General features: G+C 72.8%; 19 protein-coding genes and 4 pseudogenes. 13 read left to right on the plus strand and 10 right to left on the minus strand.

What is annotated here, in order from left to right; genetic code table 11:
• Window positions 1–37 precede the first annotated feature (37 nt).
• Window positions 38–264, minus strand: a pseudogene (locus RNL97_RS04215) (IS5 family transposase); the annotation flags it as partial.
• Between the two features lie 950 nt (window positions 265–1,214).
• On the opposite strand from RNL97_RS04215, the pseudogene RNL97_RS04220 reads away from it, so the two are divergent.
• From RNL97_RS04220 to RNL97_RS04240, 5 genes and pseudogenes are all read left to right on the plus strand, one after another.
• Window positions 1,215–3,155 (plus strand): annotated as a pseudogene (locus RNL97_RS04220) (ATP-binding cassette domain-containing protein).
• 282 nt (window positions 3,156–3,437) lie between these two features.
• Entirely contained in the window at window positions 3,438–4,454 is a 1,017-nt protein-coding gene (locus tag RNL97_RS04225) for an ArsR/SmtB family transcription factor (RefSeq protein WP_243313381.1), read from the plus strand.
• Window positions 4,455–4,593: 139 nt separating this feature from the next.
• Entirely contained in the window at window positions 4,594–5,307 is a 714-nt protein-coding gene (locus RNL97_RS04230) for a C39 family peptidase (protein WP_243313383.1), read from the plus strand.
• Window positions 5,308–5,350: 43 nt separating this feature from the next.
• Complete coding sequence (locus tag RNL97_RS04235) at window positions 5,351–6,340, plus strand: alpha/beta hydrolase (protein WP_313750392.1); 990 nt, start codon at window positions 5,351–5,353, stop codon at window positions 6,338–6,340.
• A 134-nt stretch (window positions 6,341–6,474) separates the two neighbouring features.
• On the plus strand, window positions 6,475–6,930 hold the full coding sequence (locus RNL97_RS04240; RefSeq protein WP_243313384.1) for a Rieske (2Fe-2S) protein: 456 nt from the start codon (window positions 6,475–6,477) through the stop codon (window positions 6,928–6,930).
• On the opposite strand, the gene RNL97_RS04245 is transcribed toward RNL97_RS04240, so the two are convergent.
• The gene (locus tag RNL97_RS04245) at window positions 6,917–7,588 is read right to left on the minus strand and encodes an isochorismatase family protein (RefSeq protein WP_030588233.1); all 672 of its coding nucleotides are present in this window, start codon (window positions 7,586–7,588) and stop codon (window positions 6,917–6,919) included. The two genes, RNL97_RS04240 and RNL97_RS04245, sit on opposite strands and share 14 nt — an antisense overlap.
• 118 nt (window positions 7,589–7,706) lie before the next feature.
• Here RNL97_RS04245 and RNL97_RS04250 point away from each other — a divergent pair, with 118 nt between their 5' ends.
• Window positions 7,707–8,177: a pyridoxamine 5'-phosphate oxidase family protein gene (locus RNL97_RS04250; protein ID WP_030588230.1), complete on the plus strand. Its 471-nt coding sequence runs from the start codon at window positions 7,707–7,709 to the stop codon at window positions 8,175–8,177.
• A 39-nt stretch (window positions 8,178–8,216) separates the two neighbouring features.
• On the opposite strand, the gene RNL97_RS04255 is transcribed toward RNL97_RS04250, so the two are convergent.
• Entirely contained in the window at window positions 8,217–9,131 is a 915-nt protein-coding gene (locus RNL97_RS04255; protein WP_313750393.1) for a LysR family transcriptional regulator, read from the minus strand.
• A 74-nt stretch (window positions 9,132–9,205) separates the two neighbouring features.
• Here RNL97_RS04255 and RNL97_RS04260 point away from each other — a divergent pair, with 74 nt between their 5' ends.
• The gene (locus RNL97_RS04260; protein WP_313750394.1) at window positions 9,206–10,315 is read left to right on the plus strand and encodes a DMT family transporter; all 1,110 of its coding nucleotides are present in this window, start codon (window positions 9,206–9,208) and stop codon (window positions 10,313–10,315) included.
• Here RNL97_RS04260 and RNL97_RS04265 read toward each other — a convergent pair.
• On the minus strand, window positions 10,306–11,637 hold the full coding sequence (locus RNL97_RS04265; RefSeq protein WP_078652111.1) for an aminotransferase class I/II-fold pyridoxal phosphate-dependent enzyme: 1,332 nt from the start codon (window positions 11,635–11,637) through the stop codon (window positions 10,306–10,308). The two genes, RNL97_RS04260 and RNL97_RS04265, sit on opposite strands and share 10 nt — an antisense overlap.
• A 35-nt stretch (window positions 11,638–11,672) precedes the next feature.
• On the opposite strand from RNL97_RS04265, the gene RNL97_RS04270 reads away from it, so the two are divergent.
• Complete coding sequence (locus RNL97_RS04270) at window positions 11,673–12,395, plus strand: pyridoxamine 5'-phosphate oxidase family protein (protein WP_030588218.1); 723 nt, start codon at window positions 11,673–11,675, stop codon at window positions 12,393–12,395.
• Between the two features lie 155 nt (window positions 12,396–12,550).
• Here the strand turns inward: RNL97_RS04270 and RNL97_RS04275 are convergent, their stop codons facing one another.
• The 3 genes from RNL97_RS04275 to RNL97_RS04285 all read right to left on the minus strand — a co-directional run bounded on the left by RNL97_RS04275 (window position 12,551) and on the right by RNL97_RS04285 (window position 15,341).
• Window positions 12,551–13,510: a DMT family transporter gene (locus RNL97_RS04275; protein WP_313750395.1), complete on the minus strand. Its 960-nt coding sequence runs from the start codon at window positions 13,508–13,510 to the stop codon at window positions 12,551–12,553.
• A gap of 160 nt (window positions 13,511–13,670) precedes the next feature.
• Window positions 13,671–14,708 (minus strand): EamA family transporter, encoded by a 1,038-nt coding sequence (locus RNL97_RS04280; RefSeq protein ID WP_030588212.1) that lies wholly within the window; start codon window positions 14,706–14,708, stop codon window positions 13,671–13,673.
• A gap of 87 nt (window positions 14,709–14,795) precedes the next feature.
• A complete protein-coding gene (locus tag RNL97_RS04285) occupies window positions 14,796–15,341 on the minus strand; it encodes a Clp protease N-terminal domain-containing protein (RefSeq protein ID WP_243313392.1) in 546 nt (181 codons plus the stop codon).
• A 246-nt stretch (window positions 15,342–15,587) separates the two neighbouring features.
• Between RNL97_RS04285 and RNL97_RS04290 the strand changes: the two genes are divergently transcribed.
• Together RNL97_RS04290 and RNL97_RS04295 are read left to right on the plus strand one after the other, a co-directional pair.
• Complete coding sequence (locus RNL97_RS04290; protein ID WP_030588206.1) at window positions 15,588–15,782, plus strand: hypothetical protein; 195 nt, start codon at window positions 15,588–15,590, stop codon at window positions 15,780–15,782.
• Between the two features lie 79 nt (window positions 15,783–15,861).
• Window positions 15,862–16,293 (plus strand): annotated as a pseudogene (locus RNL97_RS04295) (type II toxin-antitoxin system Rv0910 family toxin).
• Between the two features lie 207 nt (window positions 16,294–16,500).
• Here the strand turns inward: RNL97_RS04295 and RNL97_RS04300 are convergent.
• Complete coding sequence (locus tag RNL97_RS04300; protein WP_313750396.1) at window positions 16,501–17,472, minus strand: helix-turn-helix transcriptional regulator; 972 nt, start codon at window positions 17,470–17,472, stop codon at window positions 16,501–16,503.
• 133 nt (window positions 17,473–17,605) lie between these two features.
• On the opposite strand from RNL97_RS04300, the gene RNL97_RS04305 reads away from it, so the two are divergent.
• Window positions 17,606–18,001: a RidA family protein gene (locus tag RNL97_RS04305; RefSeq protein ID WP_243316282.1), complete on the plus strand. Its 396-nt coding sequence runs from the start codon at window positions 17,606–17,608 to the stop codon at window positions 17,999–18,001.
• Window positions 18,002–18,171: 170 nt separating this feature from the next.
• Complete coding sequence (locus RNL97_RS04310; RefSeq protein WP_243313398.1) at window positions 18,172–18,993, plus strand: PhzF family phenazine biosynthesis protein; 822 nt, start codon at window positions 18,172–18,174, stop codon at window positions 18,991–18,993.
• A gap of 77 nt (window positions 18,994–19,070) precedes the next feature.
• On the opposite strand, the gene RNL97_RS04315 is transcribed toward RNL97_RS04310, so the two are convergent.
• On the minus strand, window positions 19,071–19,850 hold the full coding sequence (locus RNL97_RS04315) for a CPBP family intramembrane glutamic endopeptidase (protein ID WP_030588194.1): 780 nt from the start codon (window positions 19,848–19,850) through the stop codon (window positions 19,071–19,073).
• Between the two features lie 64 nt (window positions 19,851–19,914).
• Here RNL97_RS04315 and RNL97_RS04320 point away from each other — a divergent pair.
• Window positions 19,915–20,277 (plus strand): annotated as a pseudogene (locus tag RNL97_RS04320) (hypothetical protein); the annotation flags it as partial.
• 89 nt (window positions 20,278–20,366) lie between these two features.
• On the opposite strand, the gene RNL97_RS04325 reads toward RNL97_RS04320, so the two are convergent.
• Entirely contained in the window at window positions 20,367–21,872 is a 1,506-nt protein-coding gene (locus RNL97_RS04325) for a hypothetical protein (RefSeq protein WP_030588188.1), read from the minus strand.
• Window positions 21,873–21,949: the final 77 nt, after the last annotated feature.

Consider the following 21,949-nt stretch of genomic DNA (forward strand, 5'->3'; position numbering starts at 1 on the left):
GGCCCACAACGGGCACGTCAGTCGAGCACGCCGAGGGGTAGGCGGTGCGGTCGAGGCGGCAGAGTGTTTCGCCGCGTCGTCGGCGTCCCTTGATCTGGTCGGTGCGTTCGGGGATGGTGCAGGCGATGCCGCGTTTTCGCAGGTAGGCGCGGATCTTGCGGACGAGTAGCCCTTGTCGCCGGCCACCCGGTCGGGCCGGGTGCGGGGCCGGCCGGGCCCGGACCGCTTGATGGCGATGCGGGCCATGACCGGCTCGAACTGGGATCCCGTTGAGGACCTGCCGCCGGTCCCGCACCGGCCGCCCCATCCGAGGCGAGAGCGAAGCGGGTGACGACGGTGTCGTGGCGGGTGGTGGCCATGGCGTGGAAGACGTCCGCCTGCTCGAGCTCGTAGCGCCAGCCTAGCCGGGATCCTCGCCGGGGAGCGCTTCACACACACATCTCACCAACAGAGTCGACGTGCCTGGACAACAAAGGCCTGACCTTGCCTTATACGGCTCACCTGGACCAACCAAGACCCCGCAGACACGATTCGCTCAACTCCGTCAGCCGCTGATGGGGGCAGGCACGACGCCCCCCCGTGATCACTCAGCGTGCTGGATATACAGCCAAACGAGCACCCGCCCGCCCAGGCACAGCGCTCGCGGCATGAACACCCCTGGGGAGACTCTGGGGAGTATTCGAAGACTTGGGGAGCGCGTGGGGGGAATCAGCTGCAAAACGCAGCACGAAACTGAAAGACAGTGAAAGCCACATCCACGCGGGCCAGGGGCCTGTAGGAGCACAAATCCGCAGGTCAGTACCACCACCTAGACAACTTCATGACGTACGTACCGAGATCGCCGGCCTCGACGATGCCGGGGAGCGAGCCGCCCTCACGCAGGGGCGTGACGTAGCGGGTCGCAATGGCCTCTTCTAGCTTTTTTCTCGGGCCACCCATCCCTTGTGAATGTGCATTTCAACCGGGGGATCACCGGGCAGGCCGGCCTCGGAGCCGGTTCCCCTGCCGAACGGTTCGTGCCGCGCGGTGATGTCGGCGTTTCGGCCACTTCCTGTCCGGGCCCGCTCCGGGCCCCACCAGGGCTCCCGCGCCTGCGGGGTTCCCGACGCCGGAGATTGCGGGCCCCACAGCACGACCGGATGACGTGTGTTCGATATTGCGCCCGCCTCGTTGGACCTCGTGACTCTGCCGCAGCGACCGTCCGAGGGGGATCGATGACGTCGGCCATCACACAGGAGCAACCGCCGCGACGACCACAAGGGGGCTCGCAGGACGACGCGCCGGAGGAGACCGGTGTTCGAGAGGAGGAGTATCTCTACCGCGACGAGTCCCGGCTCCGGGCCGGATCCCAGTTGACCTCACGGACCATGGCACGGCGCCTGCCCTCCCTCGTCCGGCGCTCGGTGCGGATGGCCTGGCACGTGGATCGCGGCGCGACCGTCGGCCTGCTGGTGTGCCAGATCGGGACCGGCGTCCTCGCGGCCCTCGGCCTCCTGGCGGTCACGGGCACGATCACCGCGCTGGTCTCCTCGGGCGAGATCACCGAGCGCCTGCGGGACGCCGCCCCGCAGCTCGCGGTCGTCGCCGCAGCCGCCGGTCTGCGCGCGCTGCTGGGCATCGCCGTCGTCTGGCTGACCGGCCGGCTGCGCCCGGTGCTCGGCCGGGCGGCGGAGCTGACGATGATCGAGGCCGCGCTCGGCGCGGAGCTGGCCGCCAACAACAAGCCCGGCTACAACGACGCCTACGACATCGCCGACCGCGGCGCGCAGGTCACCCCCGACCTCGTCGAGGAGGCGCAGGACGTCCTCGCGGCCACTGCCACACTCGCCGCCGGGGCAACCGTGCTGACCGTCCTGCACCCGCTGCTCCTTCCCCTTCTCCTTCTCGCATGCCTGCCGCAGGCCGCCGCCTACGTCCGCTCCGCCCGCGTGATCTACCTCGCCGGCCTGGAGACCTCCGGGCGGCGCCGGATGCTGGGCAAACTGCGCTGGCACATGGCCTACACGGAGTCCAGCGAGGAGATGCGGGCCTGTCTGGCCGGCCCTTTCCTCACCGGCCGCTACCGAAAGCTGGCCGCCACCGTCAACGCGGCCGAACGCGGGGCCGCGAACACCGGTGCCTGGATGGGACTGGCCGGGGCCGCTGCCGGCGGAGTCGCCTCGATCGCGGTGTGGGCGGCGCTGCTGTGGCTCCTGGCCTCGGGGCGGATGGACCTGGCGGCGGGCGGCGGCGCCGTCTTCGCTCTCCAGACCGCCACCGGCTCGGTACGGGGCATCATCAGCGGCGGGGCACGCCTGGTGCGCACCGGCTGGTATGTGCAGGACTGGCAGAACTTCCTCGACAACGCCCACGGCCAGGCCATGGCCGACTCCCGTGGCACCGCCTCCCTGGCCACCGCCCCGCGGCGCTTCGAGGTCCGCGACGTCACCTACCGCTACGACGGCGCCCCCAAGGACAGCCTGCGCGACGTCTCCCTGCACGTGAAGCGCGGCGAGATCGTGGCGCTGGTCGGGGAGAACGGCTCCGGCAAGTCCACGCTCTCCCGCCTGCTGTGCGGGCTGCTGCTGCCCACCAAGGGCGACGTGGCCTGGGACCACGCCTCCACGGTGGACCTCGATCCATGGGGGGCCTGGGAGCATGTCGCCCTGGTGCCGCAGAAGTTCACGTATCTGCCACTGACGATGCGCGACAACATCACGTTCGGCCAGGGCGACACCGGCGATGCGGCCGTGCTCGCCGCGTGCGAGTCGTCCGGCGCCGCAGAGATCCTGCCGGACCTCCGCTCCGGCCTCAACACCCTCCTCACCAGCGAATGGTTCGGCGGGTAGCAGCTCTCCGGCGGACAGTGGCAGCGCCTGGTCCTCACCCGCGCCTTCCACCGGCAGGCCGCGCTGCTGGTGATGGACGAACCCACGGCCGCTCTCGACGCCCGCGCGGAGCACCGGATCTTCACCGGCCTGCGCGAACTGGCCAAGGACCGCGCCGTCCTCCTGATCACCCACCGCCTCACCAACGTGGCCGTCGCCGACCGGATCGTCGTCCTGGACGAGGGCCGGATCGTGCAGGAGGGCACCTACGCCCAGCTCACCCAGGAGCCGGGGCTCTTCCGGTCCCTGTGGGAACTGCAGCGCCGTATGAGCGACGGCACCGCCTGACCACCCCGGCACGCCGCGCCCCGGTGCGCCGGTTCACCAGGGCACGGGGCCCTCACCATCGAAGAGGCCCCCGGTCGGCCCGCCGTCGGGGAGAGCGGCCCCTTCCCCGGGGTCCGGCATACCCCGTCCCGGTGACGGGTAGTGGCCTGTTCTCCACCGGTGCGGCGAGCGGTAAGCGGTCCGTTCCTCGCCGGTGTTCGCACGGCGTGCAGCCGGCCGGGGCGCGGATGGCTGGTCGGACCGCGCGTGCGGTGGCCCGGCCCGCCTTCCCATGGAGCGTCCATGCTGCGGATCCACTTCACCTCCGAGGACCTGACGCGGGTCAGGGTGGCCCCGGGGCCGGACTTCCTGTGGGAGATCACCAACAGCGTCCAGACCCTGCAACGGACGGACGGGGAGCGGGTGTTCGGTGCCTGGCGGCGCTGGGCGCTGCCGCGGCTCCCGGAGAGCCGCCGACTGCTCTCGCCGCTTCTGCCGCCCCGTGGGTACTCCCCCGACTTCCTCACCCCCACTTCCGGCGACCGCACCACGCTCGGGGCAGCCGTCGACACCCTGCTCGGCACGCCCCGGCCGAGGCTGCGGGCGGAGCTGACCCGGCTGGCCGGGACGAGGCGGCTGCCCGGCTGGGCCGCCTCCCTGGCCGAGGGCGACCCGGACGCGCTCGCACGGCTGGGCAAGGCGCTCCACGCCTACCAGGCGGAGGCGCTCGTACCGCACTGGCGGCATGTCCGCGCGGCACTGGAGGCGGACCGGGCGCTGCGGACACGGCATCTCATGGACGGCGGCACCGAGGCGCTGCTGGCCGGCCTCGGGCCCGACGTCCAATGGCGGCCGCCCGTGCTGGAGGTCACCTACCCGGTCGACCAGCACCTGCGGCTGAACGGGCGGGGCCTGGTGCTCCAACCGTCGTTCTTCTGCTGGCCCGCCCCGACCACCCTGGCGGACGGTGACCTACCGCCCGTCCTGGTGCATCCGATCCACCACGCGGCCGACTGGGCGGACAGCGCGGAACCGGCGACGGGCGGCCGGAGCCCCCTCGGCCGCCTCCTCGGGCAGACCCGCGCCGATCTGCTGCGGGCCGCCCGCACCGGATGCTCGACCGTGGAGGCGGCCCGGATGCTCCAGGTGACCCACCCGGCCGTGAGCCAGCACATGAACGTCCTGCGCGCGGCGGGGCTGACCACCACCGTCCGCACGGCGGGCCGCGCCTTTCACGTCGCAACCGCCGAGGGGCGCGCCCTCCTGGCCTCGGAGGACCGCCGGACGGGACGCGGAGTCGGCGTCAACCCACGCCCGTAAGCCTGGACTTACAGCGCTTGTGCCCGTCGCCGCCGGGCCACCACGCTGTCCCCCGTCACCGCTTCGCCCGGGCGGACGGCCCCACCCCGGTCCCGCACGGCGACGTTCCCGTACGGCCCCGTCCCCCACAGGAGCCCCCATGCGCGCGAGACTTGTCCCGGCCACGATCGCAGCACTCACTCTGGGAGCACTTCTGCTCCCCGGCACCGCTGAGGCCTCCCCCGCCCCCGCCGTCCCGGTCGTGAACGTACGGGTCCACGACTCGACGGCCGGCACGGCCCTCGCCTCCGGATACGACGAGCCGGGGGCCAGGCTGCGTGTCGACGCCGGGAGGACGGGCGACGCCCGTTGGCTGGAGATCGACTACCAGGTCCAGCAGACCGGCTACTGGTGCGGTCCCGCCGCGACCCGCATCGCGCTCTCCGCCCGCACCGCCGCGCCGAGCCAGGGCGAGCTGGCGGCGCAGCTCGGCACGACCGAGGCGGGCACCGATCACATCGGCCAGGTCACCGCCGTGCTCAACGCCCGTCTGGGCGGGGGTTGGTACGAGACCAAGGAGATGCCCAGCGACCCGCCCACGCAGGCGCAGCGCGACCTCCTGTGGCACGACATCGTCTTCGACATCGACCGCAACTATCCGCTGGTCGCCAACATCGTCGCCCCGCCGGGCAACCAGCCGCCCGGTTACCCGCCGGACCAGACGATCTACCACTACTTCGCGGTCTTCGGCTATGACGCGGTCGACCGCACGGTCCTCATCGCGGACCCGGCGTCCTTCGGCGGCAACCAGATCTACTGGATCTCCTTCGACCAGCTGGCCACCCTGATCCCGCCGAAGGGCTACTCCGCCTGACGCCCGCACCCCGCACCCCCACTCCCCTGACCAGGAGGTCACGTTGAGCACCCAACGGCCCACCCGCAGAGGCGTCCTGAAGGCCGCCGCCGGTATCACCGCGACCACGGCGCTCGGCGCCGGAGGCGTCCTGGCGTCGGCGTCCGCCGCCCAGGCGGTGGGCGACGGCTTCGGTCTGCGCATCGTGGACCGCGACGAGCGCGATCCCCGTATGCGCTACTTCCGCTTCGCGACCGGAGCGATCGGCTGGAACCCCGGCGTCCACGTCCTGCTGCCGGACGGCTACCACTCCGGCGGGCGCAGGTATCCGGTCCTCTACCTGTTCCACGGGGGCGGCACCGGGCAGGACTTCATCACCTTCGACCGGATGGGCATCCGCGCCTGGACCGCCGGAAAGCCCCTCATCGTCGTGATGCCGGACGGCGGCGCGGCGGGCTGGTACTCCAACCCGGTCGCCTCCAACGTAGGCCCCCGCGACTGGGAGACCTTCCACATCGCCCAGCTGCTCCCGTGGGTGGACGCCAACTTCCGTACGTACGCGGAGTACGACGGCAGGGCGGTCTCCGGCTTCTCGATGGGCGGATTCGGCGCGCTGAAGTACGCGGCCAAGTACTACGGACACTTCGCCTCGGTCAGCTCCCACTCCGGCCCGGCCAGCCTGCGCCGCGACGCCGGCCTCGTCACGCACTGGGCCAACCTCTCGTCCGCTGCCGTGGAGTTGGGCGGCGGCACGGTCTACGGGGCGCCGCTGTGGGACGAGGCGCGGGTCAGCGCCGACAACCCGGTGCAGCGGGTCGGGAGTTACCGGAACAAGCGGGTGTTCCTGGTGGCGGGCACGAGTCCCGATCCGGTCAACTGGTTCGACACGGTCAATGAGACTCAAGTCCTGGCCGGGCAGCGGGAGTTCCGTGGGGCTCTCGGCGCGGCGGGGATTCCGCACGAGTGGCACGAGGTGCCCGGCGGCCACTTCGTCCGCCCCGATCTGTTCCTGCGGGACCTGGACGGGATCGTCGCCCGCCTCCGTAAGGCCTGACGGTCCGGGCCAAAGGCCTGGCGAGCCGGGCCGTCGGCGTACGGCGCGGTCGTCGGCGTGAACATCGCGGTCGCGGGGCACGTACCTCTGACCGATGTGCCCGAGACGGGGACACCGACGAAGGGAATGCCGCCATGAGCGCAACGCAGGGGTGCCGGAGCCTCCTCGGACGCCGCACGGTCGTCGCCGCGGTGGGAGCGGCCGGAGCGGCTGCCGCCCTCACCGCGTGCGGCGGCGGATCGGACGGTACGAAAGGCTCCGACACGGTCGAGCAGCCCGGGACCGGCGGTGAGAAGCAGGGCGGTGCGGTGCTCGCCGCCACCGGCGACATCCCGGAGGGCGGCGGGGTGGTCTTCGCCGCGCAGAAGGTCGTGGTGACCCAGCCGAAACCGGGCGAGTTCAAGGCGTTCTCGTCCACGTGCACCCACCAGGGCTGCGCGGTCAAGGACGTCTCGGCCGGGACGATCACCTGCCCCTGCCACAACTCCACCTTCGACGCAGCCACGGGCAGCCCGACCGGTGGGCCCGCCACCCAGCCGCTGCCCGCCCGTGGGATCACCGTCGAGGGCGATTCGATCAGGCTGGCGTAGCCGGGGCCCCCTGTCTGCGAGGTCGCTTCCAGCCGCCGAGGACCGCGTCCGTGGTGGTGAGGGTGGCGACCAGGGCCAGGGTGTTGCGGACCATGGCGGGGGTGTACTCGGCAGGCACCCCCGCGACGGCGTCGGACGGGACGACGGCCGTGTAGCCGAGGTTGACCGCGTCGAAGACGGCGTTGGGGATGGCGATGTTGGCCGAGACGCCGGTGACGACGAGCGTGCGGCAGCCGAGGTCGCGCAGCAGCGGGTCGACGTCGGTCCCGGCCAGCGGCGAGAGTCCGTGCAGTCGGCGGACGACGAGGTCCTCCTCGGCGACCTCGATGGGGGGTGCGACCCGGACGGCGGTGCTGCCGGTGTGCTGTTGGACGGGCAGCCGGGCAGCGGCGCGGAAGAGCCGGGCGTTGTGGTTGCCGCCGTGCCCGTCGGGCCGGCTCTCGGCGACCGCGTGCATCACCTGTACACCGCTTCCGTGGGCGGCGGCGACGAGGCGGGCGATGTTGGCCGCCGCGCCCGACGAGCGTGCGGCGGCGGCGAGTTCGGGCAGGGCGCTGTCCGGGCCCACGACGCCCGGCTGGCACTCGACGGTCAGCAGGACGGTGGTGGCGGGGTCGAGCAGCGCGGTGAGCCGCTCGCGTGATTGCCTCGACGGCACAAGCACTCCTCTCCCTTCTTCTCCGGGCGCGCGCGAGTAGCGGCCATTGCGTCACGAAGGAAGAGCGTCCATGATTCCTGACACCCAGTCAGTAAAAGGCATCGAGGAGAGGGCGGCCATGACCGACACCCAGCGACGAGGCCGCCGGATCATGATGACGCCCGGGGAACGGGACGCCTATCTCGGCGAACGGCGCACCTGCCGGGTGGCGACGCTCGGCCCGGACGGCGCTCCGCACATCGGTGCGCTGTGGTTCGTCTGGGACGGCCGCTCGCTCTGGCTGTACTCCGTCACGCGCAGCCTGCGCTGGTCGCAGCTGCGCGGGGACGCCAGGATCGCCGTGGTCGTGGACGACGGCGAAGGGTACGAGGAGCTGCGCGGCGTGGAGCTCACCGGCCGGGCGGAGTGCGTCGGCGAGGCGCCCCGAGTCGGCGAGCCCTGCCCCGAACTCGTCGAGCCGGAGCGGCTGTTCCCCGTGAAGTACTTCGGCATCACGGAGATGCCGCACGACGGGCGGCACGCCTGGCTGCGGCTCACCCCGGAGAAGATCACCTCCTGGGACTTCCGCAAGCTCGCCGATCTCACCTGAGCCCGGGGGCCGCTGCCCTTCGGGCCCGCCGCCGGAGGCTTACCCGCCACCGGCCGCCACGCCCGCACCCGCCGCGCGCAGCGCCGCCACCGCGGCCCGGACCGACGGGCGGCGGTCCGCGTCCGTGCGCCAGACCGCGTGGACGTGCCGCCGCATGGTCTGCCGCACCGGTACCAGGCGCACCCCGTCGGGAACCGGGCCGCGCCCCAGCCGCGGGGCCACGCAGACGCCGAACCCGGCCGCGATCAGGGCGAGTTGTGTGTGGTGCTCACCGGCCAGGTGGGCGATGCGCGGCTCGATGCCCCGAGAGCGCAGGGTGAACATCAACCAGTCGTAACAGAATTCACCCTCGGGCCAGGACACCCACGGGTCGTCCGCGAAGTCCTCCAGGTCCACCTCGTCGCGGCCGGCCAGCGGATGCCCGACGGGCATGGCGATGTCCGGTGCGTCGTCGAGGAGTTCGGCCTTGGTCAGCCCACCGGGCACGGGCAGTCGCTTATTGCTCCAGTCGAGCACGACGGCCAGGTCGATGTCTCCGCGGAAGACCGCGCGCAGCCCCTGCTCGGGCTCCAGCTCCCGGGTACGGACGGTGAGATCGGGGTGGTCCGCGCGCAGGGAGGTGAGCGTCGCGGGGAACAGCCCCCGGGCCGCGGTCGGGAAGGCGCAGATCCTCACCTCGCCGACGACTTCTCCTCGCTGGGCCTCGATGTCGGACTGGGCGAGCTCCACCTGCGACAGGATCCGCGCGGCGTGGTCCGCGAGCAGCCGGCCGGCGTCGGTGAGGCGGACACCGCGACCGTTCTTGGCGAGCAGCCGCTGCCCCACCTCGCGCTCCAGCTTGGCCATCTGCTGCGAGACCGCCGATGTCGTGACGTGCAGACCGTCGGCCGCACCGCTCACCGAGCCGTGCCGGGCGAGGGCGTCCAGGGTGCGCAGCCGCTCCAGGTTCAACATGTAAGCGATGCTACGCGATTCATCGCAGAAACATTCGCTTGTCCTACGACGTCTGCTTCGTCAGGCTGGACCCCATGAGCGCTCCCTGCGAGCCGAGGTCCACGGCCCCGGCGTCAGCCCCACCCCCTCCCGTTCCGCCCGTGCCCTCCGCGGCGCCCACGGCATCGGCCTGGGCCCCGGCCGCCCGGCGCCCGGCTCTCGACTGGCGGATCCGGTTCGCGGGGCTCTCACTCATCTGGGGGTTCAGCTTTCTGCTGATCAAGGTCGGGACCGAGGGGTTCGCCCCGTTCCAGGTCACCTTCGGCCGCCTGCTGGCCGGTACGGCGGTGCTGGTCGCCGCCATGGCGGTGCGCCGCGAACGGCTGCCGCGTTCCGCCCGGACCTGGGGGCACCTCACGGTCGCGGCACTGCTCCTCAACGCGCTGCCCTTCTCGCTCTTCTCCTACGCGGAACTGACGATCCCCTCGACGCTGGCCGGGATCTGCAACGCGACCTCGCCGCTGTGGGGCATGGCGCTGTCGGTGGTCGCCCTGTCGGAGGACCGCCCGACGCGCCGCCGGGTGGCCGGCCTGGGCGTCGGCTTCCTCGGCGTCCTCACGGTGCTGGGCGCATGGCAGGGCTTCTCCGGCCTGGATCTGCCGGGCACGGGCATGGCCCTGCTCGCCTCGTTCTGCTATCCGGTCGGGTGGATCTACGTCCGCCGCACCCTGGCCGGGACCGGCTCCTCGACGCTGACGCTGACGGGCAGCCAGCTCTGTCTCGCCACGGTGCAACTGGCCGTGGTGACACCGCTGTTCACCTCGGCCCCCACCTCCTTCCCGCTTCTGCCCACGCTCTCCGTCCTGGCCCTGGGGGCGCTGGGCACGGGCCTCGCGGTGCTGCTCCAGTACGGCCTGGTCCAGGAGGTCGGTCCGACGACGGCGCAGCTGGTCACGTACTTCATCCCGGTGATCGCCACGGCGGCGGGCGTCGCGCTGCTCGGCGAACAGCTGAGCTGGAACACTCCGGTCGGGGCGCTGGTCGTCCTCGTCGGGGCGGCACTCACCCAGAGCCGCCCCCGCCGGACCGGCGCCACCGCCCCGGCCCCCGCCCCGGCCCCGGAGGGCATCTCGCCCGCCGCTCCGGCCCCCGTTCTGCCGCCGGTCGAGCCCGCCGGTCGCGGCGCGCGTCCGCCTCAGCCGTAGCTGACCGGCCGCGCCGGCCCCGCGGCGGCGGCCACCGCGTCCGCCAGGGGACCGATGTCCGCCGCGGTCAGCGGGGAGACCGTGAGCCGAACCGCCTGGGGCGTGTCCAGCCGGAAGCGGGCCCCCGGGGCGGCCGCCCAGCCCGCGTGGAGCAGCCGGGCGACAGCCCCGGTCTCGTCGCTCACGGGCACCCACAGATTCATCCCGCTACGGCCCCGGGCACTGACACCGCGCTCCGCCAGCGCCCGGATGAGCGCGTCCCGCCGGTCCCCGTAGGACCGCGCGACCGTACGGGTGTCGACGGCGCCCGAGGTCCACAGATGGAGCACGGCGCGCTGGAGCAGTCCGCTGACCCAGCCGGGCCCGAGTCGCTGCCGCCCCTCCACCCGGTCCACGGTGACGGCGTCCCCGGTGAGCGTGGCGACCCGCAGATCCGGCCCGTACGCCTTGGCCGCCGAGCGGATGAACGCCCAGTGGACCGTCGCCCCGGCCAGCGGATGCAGCGGCAGGTCGACGATGGCGTGCCCGTGGTCGTCCTCGATCAGCAGCACGTCCGGGTGGCGGGCGAGGACCGCGCGCAGTTCCCGGGCCCGCCGGGAGTCCACCGACGCACCGGTCGGGTTCTGCGCCCGGCACGTGACGATGAGGGCCCGCGCCCCGGCCCGCAGCGCCCGCTCCACATCCGCGGCCAGAGGGCCGGAGTCGTCCACGCCGACCGGTACGGCACGGAGCCCGAGCGCCGGCACCAGGTCGAGCACGCTGCCCCACCCGGGGTCCTCGACGGCCACCGTGTCGCCCGGCCTGAGGTGCGCCGCGAGAACCCGCTCGACCGCGTCCAGGGCACCGGACGTCACGGCGACCGGCCCTGCGGGGACCCCGTCCGCCTCCAGCGCGGCACGGGCGTACGCGGCGAACTCCGGGACCACCGGGGGCTGCCCGTACAGACCGCGGCTCTCCGCATCAGCGGCGGCGGCCACGGCGAGCGCCGGCCCGAGGTCGGGCAGCAGCTCCGGATCGGGATTGCCCTCGCCGAGGTCCCGGACGCCCGGCGGCGCCTCGATCCGCAAGGAGCCGCGCGAGGTGCTGGCCGGGGCGTCGCGCACCCGGCTCCCCCGGCGGCCCGCCGTCTCGATCACCCCGCGTTCGCGCAGCGTCCGGTAGGCGGCCGCCACGGTGTTGGGGTTGACCTCCAGACGCGCGGCCAACTCCCGCATGGGAGGCAGCACATGGCCCGGCGGGAGGTCTCCGGAGCCGACCCCGCGCTCGACGCTGGCGGCAATCTCCGATGCACGCCGCCCACTGATCCGATACTCTCCTAGCACAAACAACATTATGCACTAGTGCAATGGAGATCGCCATGCAGCACACCGCAGCGCCCGAAGGCACGGGTTCCGACACCCCGGAATCCGCTGTCCCGGACGGCGTCGCCGCCCCCTACCTGCCCACCGACCGCACGGTCCCCACCCGGTCCCGGGACCGCGCCTCCTACGACCGGGAGCTGGTCCACTCGATCCTCGACGAGGCCTACCTCTGCCATCTGGGCTTCGTGCGCGACGGTGCCCCGGTCGTCCTGCCGACCCTCTTCGGCCGGATAGGCGAGCGGCTGTACGTCCACGGCTCGACGGGCTCGCGGCCGCTGCGGGCGGCGAAGAGCACGGATCCGGGGCTGCCGGTCTGTCTGACGGTCACCCATGTCGACGCCCTCGTGCTGGCCCGGTCCGCCTTCCACCACTCGATGAACTACCGCTCGGTGGTGGTGCACGGCACGGCCGTGACGGTGACCGACCCCGAGGAGCTGCGGCTCGCTCTGGACGCGATCGTGGACCAGGTGGTGCCCGGCCGCTCCCAGGACTCCCGCCCCGCCAACGGCAAGGAGCTGGCCGCGACCGCGGTGATCCGGCTGGACCTGAACGAGGTGTCCGCGAAGGTCCGCACCGGCGGCCCCAACGACGAGCCCGAGGACGGCGCCCTCCCGCACTGGACCGGCATCGTCCCGCTCACCCGGGGCTACGCCCCGCCGGTCCCGGCGGACGACCTGGACCCGGCCGTCGGCGTACCGGACTACCTGTCAGCGCTCTGACGAGGGCGAGGACCGGGCCGCCACGAGAAACGGCGGAGGGCGGCAGCGACGGGGCACGTCGGCGGAGGCCGGCCGCAACGGGGGCACGAGGCTGAAGGCCGGCCGTCACGGGTTGGGAGGCTGCCGCCGACCTCATCCGGCTCCGGCCGGGCCCGTCACACCGCCACGGGCTCCTTCCGGCGGGCGAGCGCCGCGCCGCGCGCCTCGGCGAGGGCCAGTCCGGCCACGGCGGCCAGCAGGAGCAGCGTGCCGAGGACCGTGGCAGCCGTCAGCCGCTCCCGGAGGACGGTCACCGCGATGACGGCCGCGCTCACCGGTTCCAGGAGCATGATCACGGAGACGGTGGCCGCCCGGACGGCGGCCGCTCCGGCGAAGTACAGCGCGTAGGCGAGGGCGGTGGGGACCGCCGCCACATAGACGATCAGCCACAGCACCTGCCCGGTCTCGGCGGTGTGCGGCACCAGCCCCTCGGCCAGGGCCATGGGCAGCAGGCCCACCGCTCCGATGCCGAACGCCCAGGCGCTGGTGGTCAGCGCGTCACCGCCGCCGCCCTCCCGCCCGAGCCACCGGGTGAGCAGGGTGATCGCCGCGTACCCGGAGGCGGACAGCAGCGCGAGCAGCACCCCGGCCGGTACGACGTCGCCGCCCTCGCCGCCCAGGACCAGCACGGCGAGTCCGGTCAGCGCCCCGGTCACGGCGGCGAGGCCGCCCCGGCCGAGGCGTTCGCCCAGCAGCACACGCGCCCCGACGGCGATCAGGACGGGTCCGGCGCCGAGCGTCACGACGGTGCCGACGGCGAGACCCGTGACCTCGACCGCAGCGAAGTACGCGCTCTGGAACACGGTGAGCCCGACACCGGTTCCGAGGATGCGGAGCAGCCGGCGACGCCGGGGTTCGGGCTCCCGGGGCGCGCGGCGGGGGCGCAGCGCGAGCGCCCCGGCGAGCAGGACGAGACCGCCCGCGCAGCGCCAGAAGGACAGGGCGAGTGGACCGAGATCGCTGACCCGGAAGATCAGGGACGCGGCCGCACCGGCGGTGCCCCAGGCGACTCCGGCGATGACGAGGTACAGCAGGCTCCGCCCGACGGGCAGCGCGGATGCGACAGGGAAGGGCATATGACTTCTCCAGCGGGAGACAGGGGTGACGGGTCGCTCGGCTCCGCACGCGGGCAGCGACGAACCGCTCGGGGACTGCCCGAGCCCGGTCTTCGTCGGGAGTGGCCGCGCGCGCTAGGCGGCAGGCGGCGGCAGCACAGTCAGATGCATGGTCCGCACACTAATGCGGGGCCCGGCCGTGGGACAACTCGCCCTCGACCGGCCCGGACACCGCCCCGGTGCCGGCCCCGGCGGCTACCGGACCCGAGGGGGGCTTCGGGGCGGCGGACTGGGCGATGAACGCACCGGTCAGCACGACGAATCCACCGATGAGCTGCGGCGCGGAGAGATGCTCGCCCAGGAGCACCCAGGCCAGCCCGGTGGCGATGACCGCTTCGAGGCAGGCGACGACCCCGGCCACCTGCGGCGAGAGCATCCGGACCGAGACGACCCCGGTGACGTACGCGAGGACGGTGGCGAGCAGCACGATCCAGCCGAGCAGCAGCCAGGCGGGGACCTCGTCGCCGTTCATGCCCGCGCTGCCGCCGAGCAGCGCCCAGTCCATGCCCCAGGGGCGGGCGACGGCCGTGAGGACGGCCGCGCCGACGATCAGCCCGTACGCGATGACGCCGACGGGGTGCGGGGGCTCGGCCCGCTCGCCCTCACCGTCCTCGGAGCGGCCGTCCTGCCCGCCGTGGTCGGACAGGACGAAGTACCCCACCTGGCAACAGGCGGCGCCGAGGGCGAGCAGCAGTCCGAGGAGGTCGAAGCCGAGCCCGGCCCAGACCTCGACGACACACGCGAGTCCGCCGACGGCCAGCACCACACCGACGGCGGCGGCCCGGGTGACGGGCCTGCGCTGCACGAAGCGGACCCAGCCGAGAACCAGCGCGGGCGCGAGATATTCGACCAGGAGCGCCACCCCGACCGGGATACGGGAGATCGAGGCGAAGTAGAACGCCTGGACCCCGGCCACCGCGAAGAGGCCGAACCCGGCGAGCAGGGCGGGGCGTTCCCGTACGAGGTTCCGGTGGCGCCAGGCGACCGGCAGCATGATGACGGCGGCGCCCGCGACGCGCAGCCAGACCACGTGGAGCGGGTCGAGCCCCGCCTCGATCAGCGGCTTGGCCGCCACTCCCGAACCGCCGAACGCAAAGGCGGAGAGCAGGGCGAGACCCAGCCCGGCGCTTCTGCCCTGAAACCTCGAAGACGCGTGCATCGGCACATCATGGCAGCAGTCGACAGCACCGTCACCCTCGTGACACCTGTCGAGACGACGCCCCCGGGGGCGGGCACCAGGGGCACCTCAACCGCGCCGCGACTCCCCGGCCGCGAGCACGCCCGCCACGCGATCGGCCAGCCATCGGGCGTCCACACCCCCGCGGGTGAGCACTTCCACCGCGCGCGACTCGGCGTCGGCGGCCAGCGCGGCGAGCAGGTCGAGACCGGCGGCCCGGTCCTCGCCGCGCGACGCCGCGCGGTACAGCGCGTCGTCCAGCGCGGCCAGCGCCGAGGGCGACCAGCCGTCGGCGGCCGGGGCGCGCACCACGGGAACGGCCCCGGAGTCCTCGACGGAGCCCTGCCAGCGGAGCCCGTAACCGATGCTGCGCTGGACGAGATAACCGAGCACCCTGGCGAGCTGCGGCCCGCCGTCGAAGGCCTCACGGACCTCGCGGTCCGTCTCGATCAGCGAGTGCAGGAGGTGGGCGGTGTCGATCTGGCGGTCCCCGTCCCGCAGCGCACGCCTGCGCGCACCGGTCAGCACCGCTGCCAGTTCGTCGGTGAAGCCGGCATCGGGTCCGGGATGGTTCGGTGCGGGCTGCTCAGGGATCCGCGGCGTCCGGTTTTGCACCCCTCTACCCCATCAGTCCGGGAGCCGAAAGGCATCGCCGGAGCGGCCCATTGAGCATCCCACCGAAGTTGGGGACGGTAGAGCGGTCCGTCATCCTTGCGGATGAGATCGTGCCGGGGGACGCATCCATGCGGCCTCCGGGGCGCGCGCCGCCTTGCATCGCGCGCCCCGTCGGCAACCGCGGACCCCCGCGCGCACGTCCCTCACGCCACAACGCACACAGCGGGGACGGGAGGGGAGGAACGGGTGTTCTGGATGGTCGCCCTGCTCGCCCAGGACGGGCTGCAGTACGTCTACCGCGTGTACGCACCCGCCGACGCCCTGCCCGCAGATGTCTTCTGGACGGCCTTCCACTGCCACGACGACGGACCCCACCCCCGCGCGTCGGACCGCTTCGACGCCGCGGTGATCTGGCGGCACCGACAGCCCCAGCAGATCTGACGATTCATCAGTATTGAAGGTGGGAGCGGCCCCCGCTACGTTCCGCGACACCGATACCGGACGAACCAGGGGTGGCCGCATGGCCGAAGTCAGCGCCGAGGCACGGATCGAGGCACCCGCCGGGAAGGTCTGGGACCGCCTGGCGGACCACTCGTCGTACGGGGAGTGGAACGCCACCCACACCAGCTTCCCCGGGGGCGGGCCGGCCGAGCTGAAACTCGGGGCCGCCTAAGAGGAGAACATGAAGCTCATGGGCTTCCCGGCCGAGGTGGCCTGGACGGTCGACGCCCTGGAGCAGGGCCGCCTGCTGGCGACCCGGGGCAAGGGCCCGATGGGGGTCGACCTGGCCATGCGGTACTCGCTGACCCCGGAGGGCGAGGCCACGACGGTCCGCATCGACGGGGAGTTCACGGGCGCGGCGGTCTCGCTGATGGGCGGCAGGCTCACGGACTCCGCGACGGCGGCGCTCCAGGAGTCGCTGCGCAAGCTCGGCGGGCTCGTGACCCCGTGATCCACGCCCGGACGGTACGTGACGGGCCCCGCGGGGTCCGTTCCCGCGGGGCCCGTCACGTACCGCCTGCCACGCCGCGCCGCGTACCGCGCACGGCCGGGCCGCGGGCGGAGGTCGCGTTCCTCGCCGTCCCGACATCGCGGCGGCGCTACGCGCCGAGCGACATGGGCGTCGGCTGGGACCTGTCGGTCGCGCAGCCGGATCGGCTCAGGGCGCGTCGGCGTAGCGGGCCACGATCGTGGCCGCGCGGTCGCGCAGGGCGGTGCGCAAGGACTGCGGAGACAGGACTTCCGCGTCCGTACCGAGGTGCCACACCGCCCATTCGGCGTGCCGGGCGTCCTGGAAGGTGACCTCGAGGCGCGACCAGCTGTCCGCTTCGAGGCCCTCCGCGCGGACGGCCCGGACGGTGCCCAGCAGTTCCTCCCGTCGCATCGGGCTCACCCGTACCAGCGCGGTGATGTGGTCGTCGGAGAGGAACCGCGCGGAGCGCTCCCGCCAGATCCGGTCCAGGTCGACGCGGTCCGGCCGCTCCGCCGCATCGGGCAGTTCCTCGGCCGCGAGCACGCGCGACAGCCGGTAGGTGCGGTCCTCGCCGGATCTCGTGGCCAGCAGATAACCCCGGTCCCGTACGGTCACCAGGCCGATCGGGTCCACCGTGCGCCACTGCGGCGCCCGGCCCGCGGCCGCGTAGTGGATACGCAGCTTGTGGCCGGTGAGCACGGCACGGCGGACCGCCGTCATGGTGGCGTCGGGCACCTCGTCGGTGACCGTGCGGCGTGAGAGCAGATCGGTCTCCGGGTCGACGAGGAACCGCTGGGCCGCGTCGCCCGCGGCGGCCTGATGACTCTCGGGCAGCGCGTCGACCACCTTCCGCATGGCTGAGGCGAGCGCCGCCCCGAGGCCGAACACCTGCTCCCCGCGCCCCGATCCGGCGGCCAGCAGGGCGAGGGCCTCGTCGTGGTTCAGCCCGGTGAGCTCGGTCCGGAAGCCGGGCAGCGGCGCGAACCCGCCGTACCGGCCGCGTTCGGCGTAGACGGGGACGCCGGCCGAGGACAGCGCCTCGATGTCACGCAGCACCGTGCGGGTGGACACCTCCAGCTCGCGGGCCAGGGTGTCAGCGGTCATCCGGCCGCGCTGGCGCAACAGCAGGACCAGCGAGACCAGTCGGTCGGCGCGCATGCGGGAACCCTAACGACATACCTGACCAACGGTGTCGTCATTTGCCGGAAGGCTCTCCGCACGACGTCGGAGCCGGCGGCTGCCGGGCCGATGGCCCCCCTACCCCTCGCGATCGGATGGAGCTGAAGTGGCAGTGGAACGAACGGCCGTCAACCCGGTGACCTGGTCGGTGGATCTGGGCTTCAACCAGGGCGAACTCGTCTCCGGGCAGTCCCGGACCCTGTACATCGCGGGGCAGACCGCGACGGGCGGCGACGGCAAGCCCCAGCACGCCGGTGACATGGCGGCCCAGTTGGCGCTGAGCGTCGACAATCTGGAGGCCGTGCTGGCCGAGGCCGGCATGTCCCTCGCGAACCTCGTCCGGCTCAACGTCCACACGACCGACGTCGATCTGCTCTTCCAGCACTACGGCGCGCTGGCAGGACGGCTGGGCGCGGCCGGGGCGGCGCCGGCCAGCACGATGCTCGGGGTGACACGGCTGGCGCTCCCCGGGCTGATGGTCGAGCTGGAGGGCACCGCCGTCGACTGACACGGCCTCGCCGCCGGACCGGCACGAGCGTTGTGAGGTTCTCCCCCACCGCAACGGCGGCGCCTCCTGCCCCTGAGGCGCCGGCCGGCTCGGAGCCGCCGGAGGCCCAGGAGCCAGACACCGCGAATTGGCCTTGGCCGGTCTCCGCTCGGGCGCTCTACGGTCGGCGTATGAGGATTCGCATCGTCGACGCGTTCACCGACCGCCCCTTCTCCGGCAACCCCGCCGGTGTGCTCCTGCTGGAGGGCGGGGCGTTCCCGGCCGCCGAACGCCTTCAGGAGATCGCCGCCGAGCTCAACCTCTCCGAGACGGCCTTCGCCCATCCGCTGCCGCCGGGCGCCACGGCCGACTGGGCGCTGCGCTGGTTCACCCCGGTCGCCGAGGTCGACATGTGCGGACACGCGACGCTCGCCACCGCCCACGTCCTGCACACCACCGGCCTGGCCACCGGCCCGGTGCGTTTCACCGCCCGCTGCGGGATCCTGAGCGCGACCGCCCACCCGGACGGCAGCCTCACCCTCGACTTCCCCACCGCCCCGCTGTCCGAGGAGCCGGTGCCGTACGGACTCGCCGACGCCCTCGGAGGCGACCCCGTCTCGGTGCACGGAACCGGCGAGCACATCGGTGACCTGCTCGTCGAGCTCCGCGACGAGGCGACCGTACGGGCGCTCGCCCCGGACTTCGCCGCCCTGGCGGCCCACTCCCGGCGCGGCGTCATCGCCACCGCCGCGGCCGAGGACCCCGGCCGGGGCTACGACTACGTCTCGCGCGGCTTCTTCCCGGGCGTCGGCGTCGACGAGGACCCGGTCACCGGTAGCGCCCACACCGCGCTGGCCCCCTTCTGGTCCGCCCGCCTCGGCCGCGACGACCTCACCGGGCTCCAGGCGTCGGCCCGCCCGGGGCTGGTCCGCACCGCGCTGCGCGGTGAGCGCACCCTGCTGACCGGCACCGCGGTCACGGTGATCGACGGCGACCTGCTCACCACGCTCTGACGACGCCGACCACGTCCGACGAGCGCGCCCGTCCACCGCGGCGGACGGGGCGACGGCCGCACCGTCCGCCCTCGCGCTCAAGGCGTCGGCAGCCAGTCCACCCGGCCCGCGAGCAGCGCGTACCCGACGAACGCCCCGATGTCCAGGAGCGCGTGCGCGACGACCAGCGGGCCCACCCGGCTCCAGCGCCGGTAGAGCAGCACGAAGACGACGCCCATCACCACGTTGCCGATGAAGCCTCCGATCCCCTGATAGAGGTGGTACGACCCGCGCAGGACGGAGCTGGTCACCAGGGCGGCCATCGGTGTCCAGCCCAACTGCCCGAGCCTTCGCAGCAGATACCCGACGACGATGACCTCCTCCACCACGGAGTTCTGGATCGCCGAGAGGATCAGTACGGGGAACTTCCACCAGACGTCGGGCAGGGATTCGGGAACGACCGTCAGGTTGAACCCGGTGGCGCGGGCCACGAGGTAGAAGGCGAGGCCGGCACTGCCGATGCCGGCCGCGACGAGGGTTCCCCGGCCGAGGTCGAACCAGGGCCTGGTCCGGTCGAAGCCGACGGCCCGCAGGCCCGCCCCCTCCCGGATCAGCAGATGCGCGACCAGCGCGACCGGCACCAGAGCCGTTGCGATCCCGAACATTTGCCAGGCCAGATCAAGCCATGGACGGCCCGGAGCGTACGAGCCGTTGAGCGTCGCCGCCTGATCCTTCAATCCTCCCGGTTTCGTCAGGGATCCGACAAAACTGATGAGGGCCGACAGTGCGCTGGCCCCCAGGGAGAGCGCCAGGACCAGCACCACCTCGGACCGCAAGATCCGTCGTGACACGACCTCTTGAGGATAAGAATCAGCCACGCGCCCGGCCTCCACCTGCACACCTGCCCTCCTTGTTCGATCCTCAAGGAGGGGTACCACCGACATGGGACGTCATAGCTTGCCCGACAGCAACGCGGCGGGGGGACGCCGGGCCGCCCGAGCACCCTGCGTCGGCGCCGTACGGTCGCGGTCGCCACCCTGCTCGTCCTCGCCGTGGCGACGGGTACGGCTGTCGCGGCCAAGGGCGGCCTGTTGTCGTTCCCCGAGTCCTGCGAAGGACTCCGCGATGCACCTGTCCGTGGTCGCGTCCCCGGACATCGCCCCCGCCGTACGCTCCATAGCCGAGCAGGCCGGCGCGGACGAGGTGAAGGCCGACGGCCGCTGCCTCGTGGTGGAGGTGCTGGCCCGCGATGCGCACAAGCTCGCCGAGGCCCTCGCGGCAGGGAGAAAGGAACCCGACTTCCAGGACATCATGGCGGCGGGGCAGAACGGCCGCGCCGTCCAGGAGTGACGGGCCGCGAGCCGGTCCCGCCACTCCCTCGCGTACGACCGCCCTCAGGGCGCCGGGAACCCCACCGGCCAGGTGTGCACCGGCTCCCCTGCGTGCATCAGCTCGGCGTAGCGCCGCGTCATGGCCGCGAGGGCCGCCTCCCGACCGAGCCCGGCCTCCAGGGCCCGGTCGTACGTGGCGACCTGCCAGGAGGCCCCGTTGACGCGCCGCTTGCACCGCTCCTCGATCACGCCGAGATAGCGGTCCCGGTCCGCGGGCTCGATGTGCCAGGCGTCCAGACCGGCGGCGGCCAGCGGCAGCAGCTCCTCCAGAACCAGCTGTACGGCGGGGATCCTGGCCAGTCCGCCGGAGCGGCCCGGCCGGGGCCAGAGCATCTCGGCCTCGATGCCGTGCCGGCAGGCCTCGGTGAAATTCTCCTCGGCGGCCTCGAACGGCAGCCGGGTCCACACCGGCCGGGACTCCTCGGCGAGCGCCCGCACGAGCCCGTAGTAGAACGCGGCGTTGGCGATCACGTCGGTGACCGTCGGGCCTGCGGGCAGGACGCGGTTCTCCACCCGCAGATGGGGAACGCCGTCGGCGATCCCGTACACCGGGCGGTTCCAGCGGTAGACGGTGCCGTTGTGCAGCACCAGCTCGCCCAGCTCGGGCACTCCGCCTTCGTCGAGCACCTTCAGGGGGTCCTCGTCGTCACAGATCGGCAGGAGCGGTGGGAAGTACCGCAGGTTCTCCTCGAACAGCTCGTGCGCGGAGCCGATCCAGCGCTCCCCGAACCAGGTTCTGGGGCGTACGCCCTGGTTCGCCAGCTCCGGCGGCCGTACGTCGGTGGCCTGCTGGAACAGGGGCGGCCGGGACTCGCGCCACAGCTCCTTGCCGAACAGGAACGGGGCGTTGGCGCCCAGCGCGATCTGGACGCCGGTGATCGCCTGGGCGGCGTTCCAGACGTCGGCGAACCGGCCCGGCGTCACCTGGAGGTGCAGCTGGACCGAGGTGCAGGCCGATTCCGGGGCGATCGAGGGAGAGGTGCAGACCAACCGCTCGACGCCTTCGATATCCAGGGCGAAATCCTCCCCCCGGGCGGCCGCCATTTGATCGTTGAGCAGGGTGTAGCGGTCCACGTCCGAGAGATTCGCGGACACCACGTCGTGCTCCCCCAGGGTGGGCAGGATTCCGATCATCACGATCCCCGCGTCCACCTCCCCCGCCTTCCGGTGCGCATAGGCGAGGCCGGTCCGCAACTCCTCCGAGAGCTGATCGAATACCCGGCCGCCGAGGCGGTGCGGGACGATATTCACTTCGAGATTGAACATCCCCAGTTCGGTCTGGAAATCCCGGCTCGCGATGCGCTGGAGCACTTGCTGATTCATCATGCGCGGCATCCCGTCGGAACCCGCGAGATTCAGCTCTATCTCCAGCCCCATCAAGTTCCGCGGACGGTCGAACCTCCGCTCCTCCAGAAGCCTCTCCAGCCCCTCCAGGCACCGGTTGAGCTTCGTCCGGTACGCCTGTCGATCGGACAGGTCAAAGGCTCCCGCCACGACCTTCTCCCCCATCGAGGGGTCCCTCCTCCAGTGGGCGGCCCGCGGTCCAGGCCGCTCGCATCACGATCGATAATGCCCCGCGAGAGTGA

The organism is Streptomyces parvus, assembly GCF_032121415.1.
In the GTDB taxonomy this organism is placed as follows: Bacteria; Actinomycetota; Actinomycetes; order Streptomycetales; family Streptomycetaceae; genus Streptomyces; species Streptomyces globisporus_A.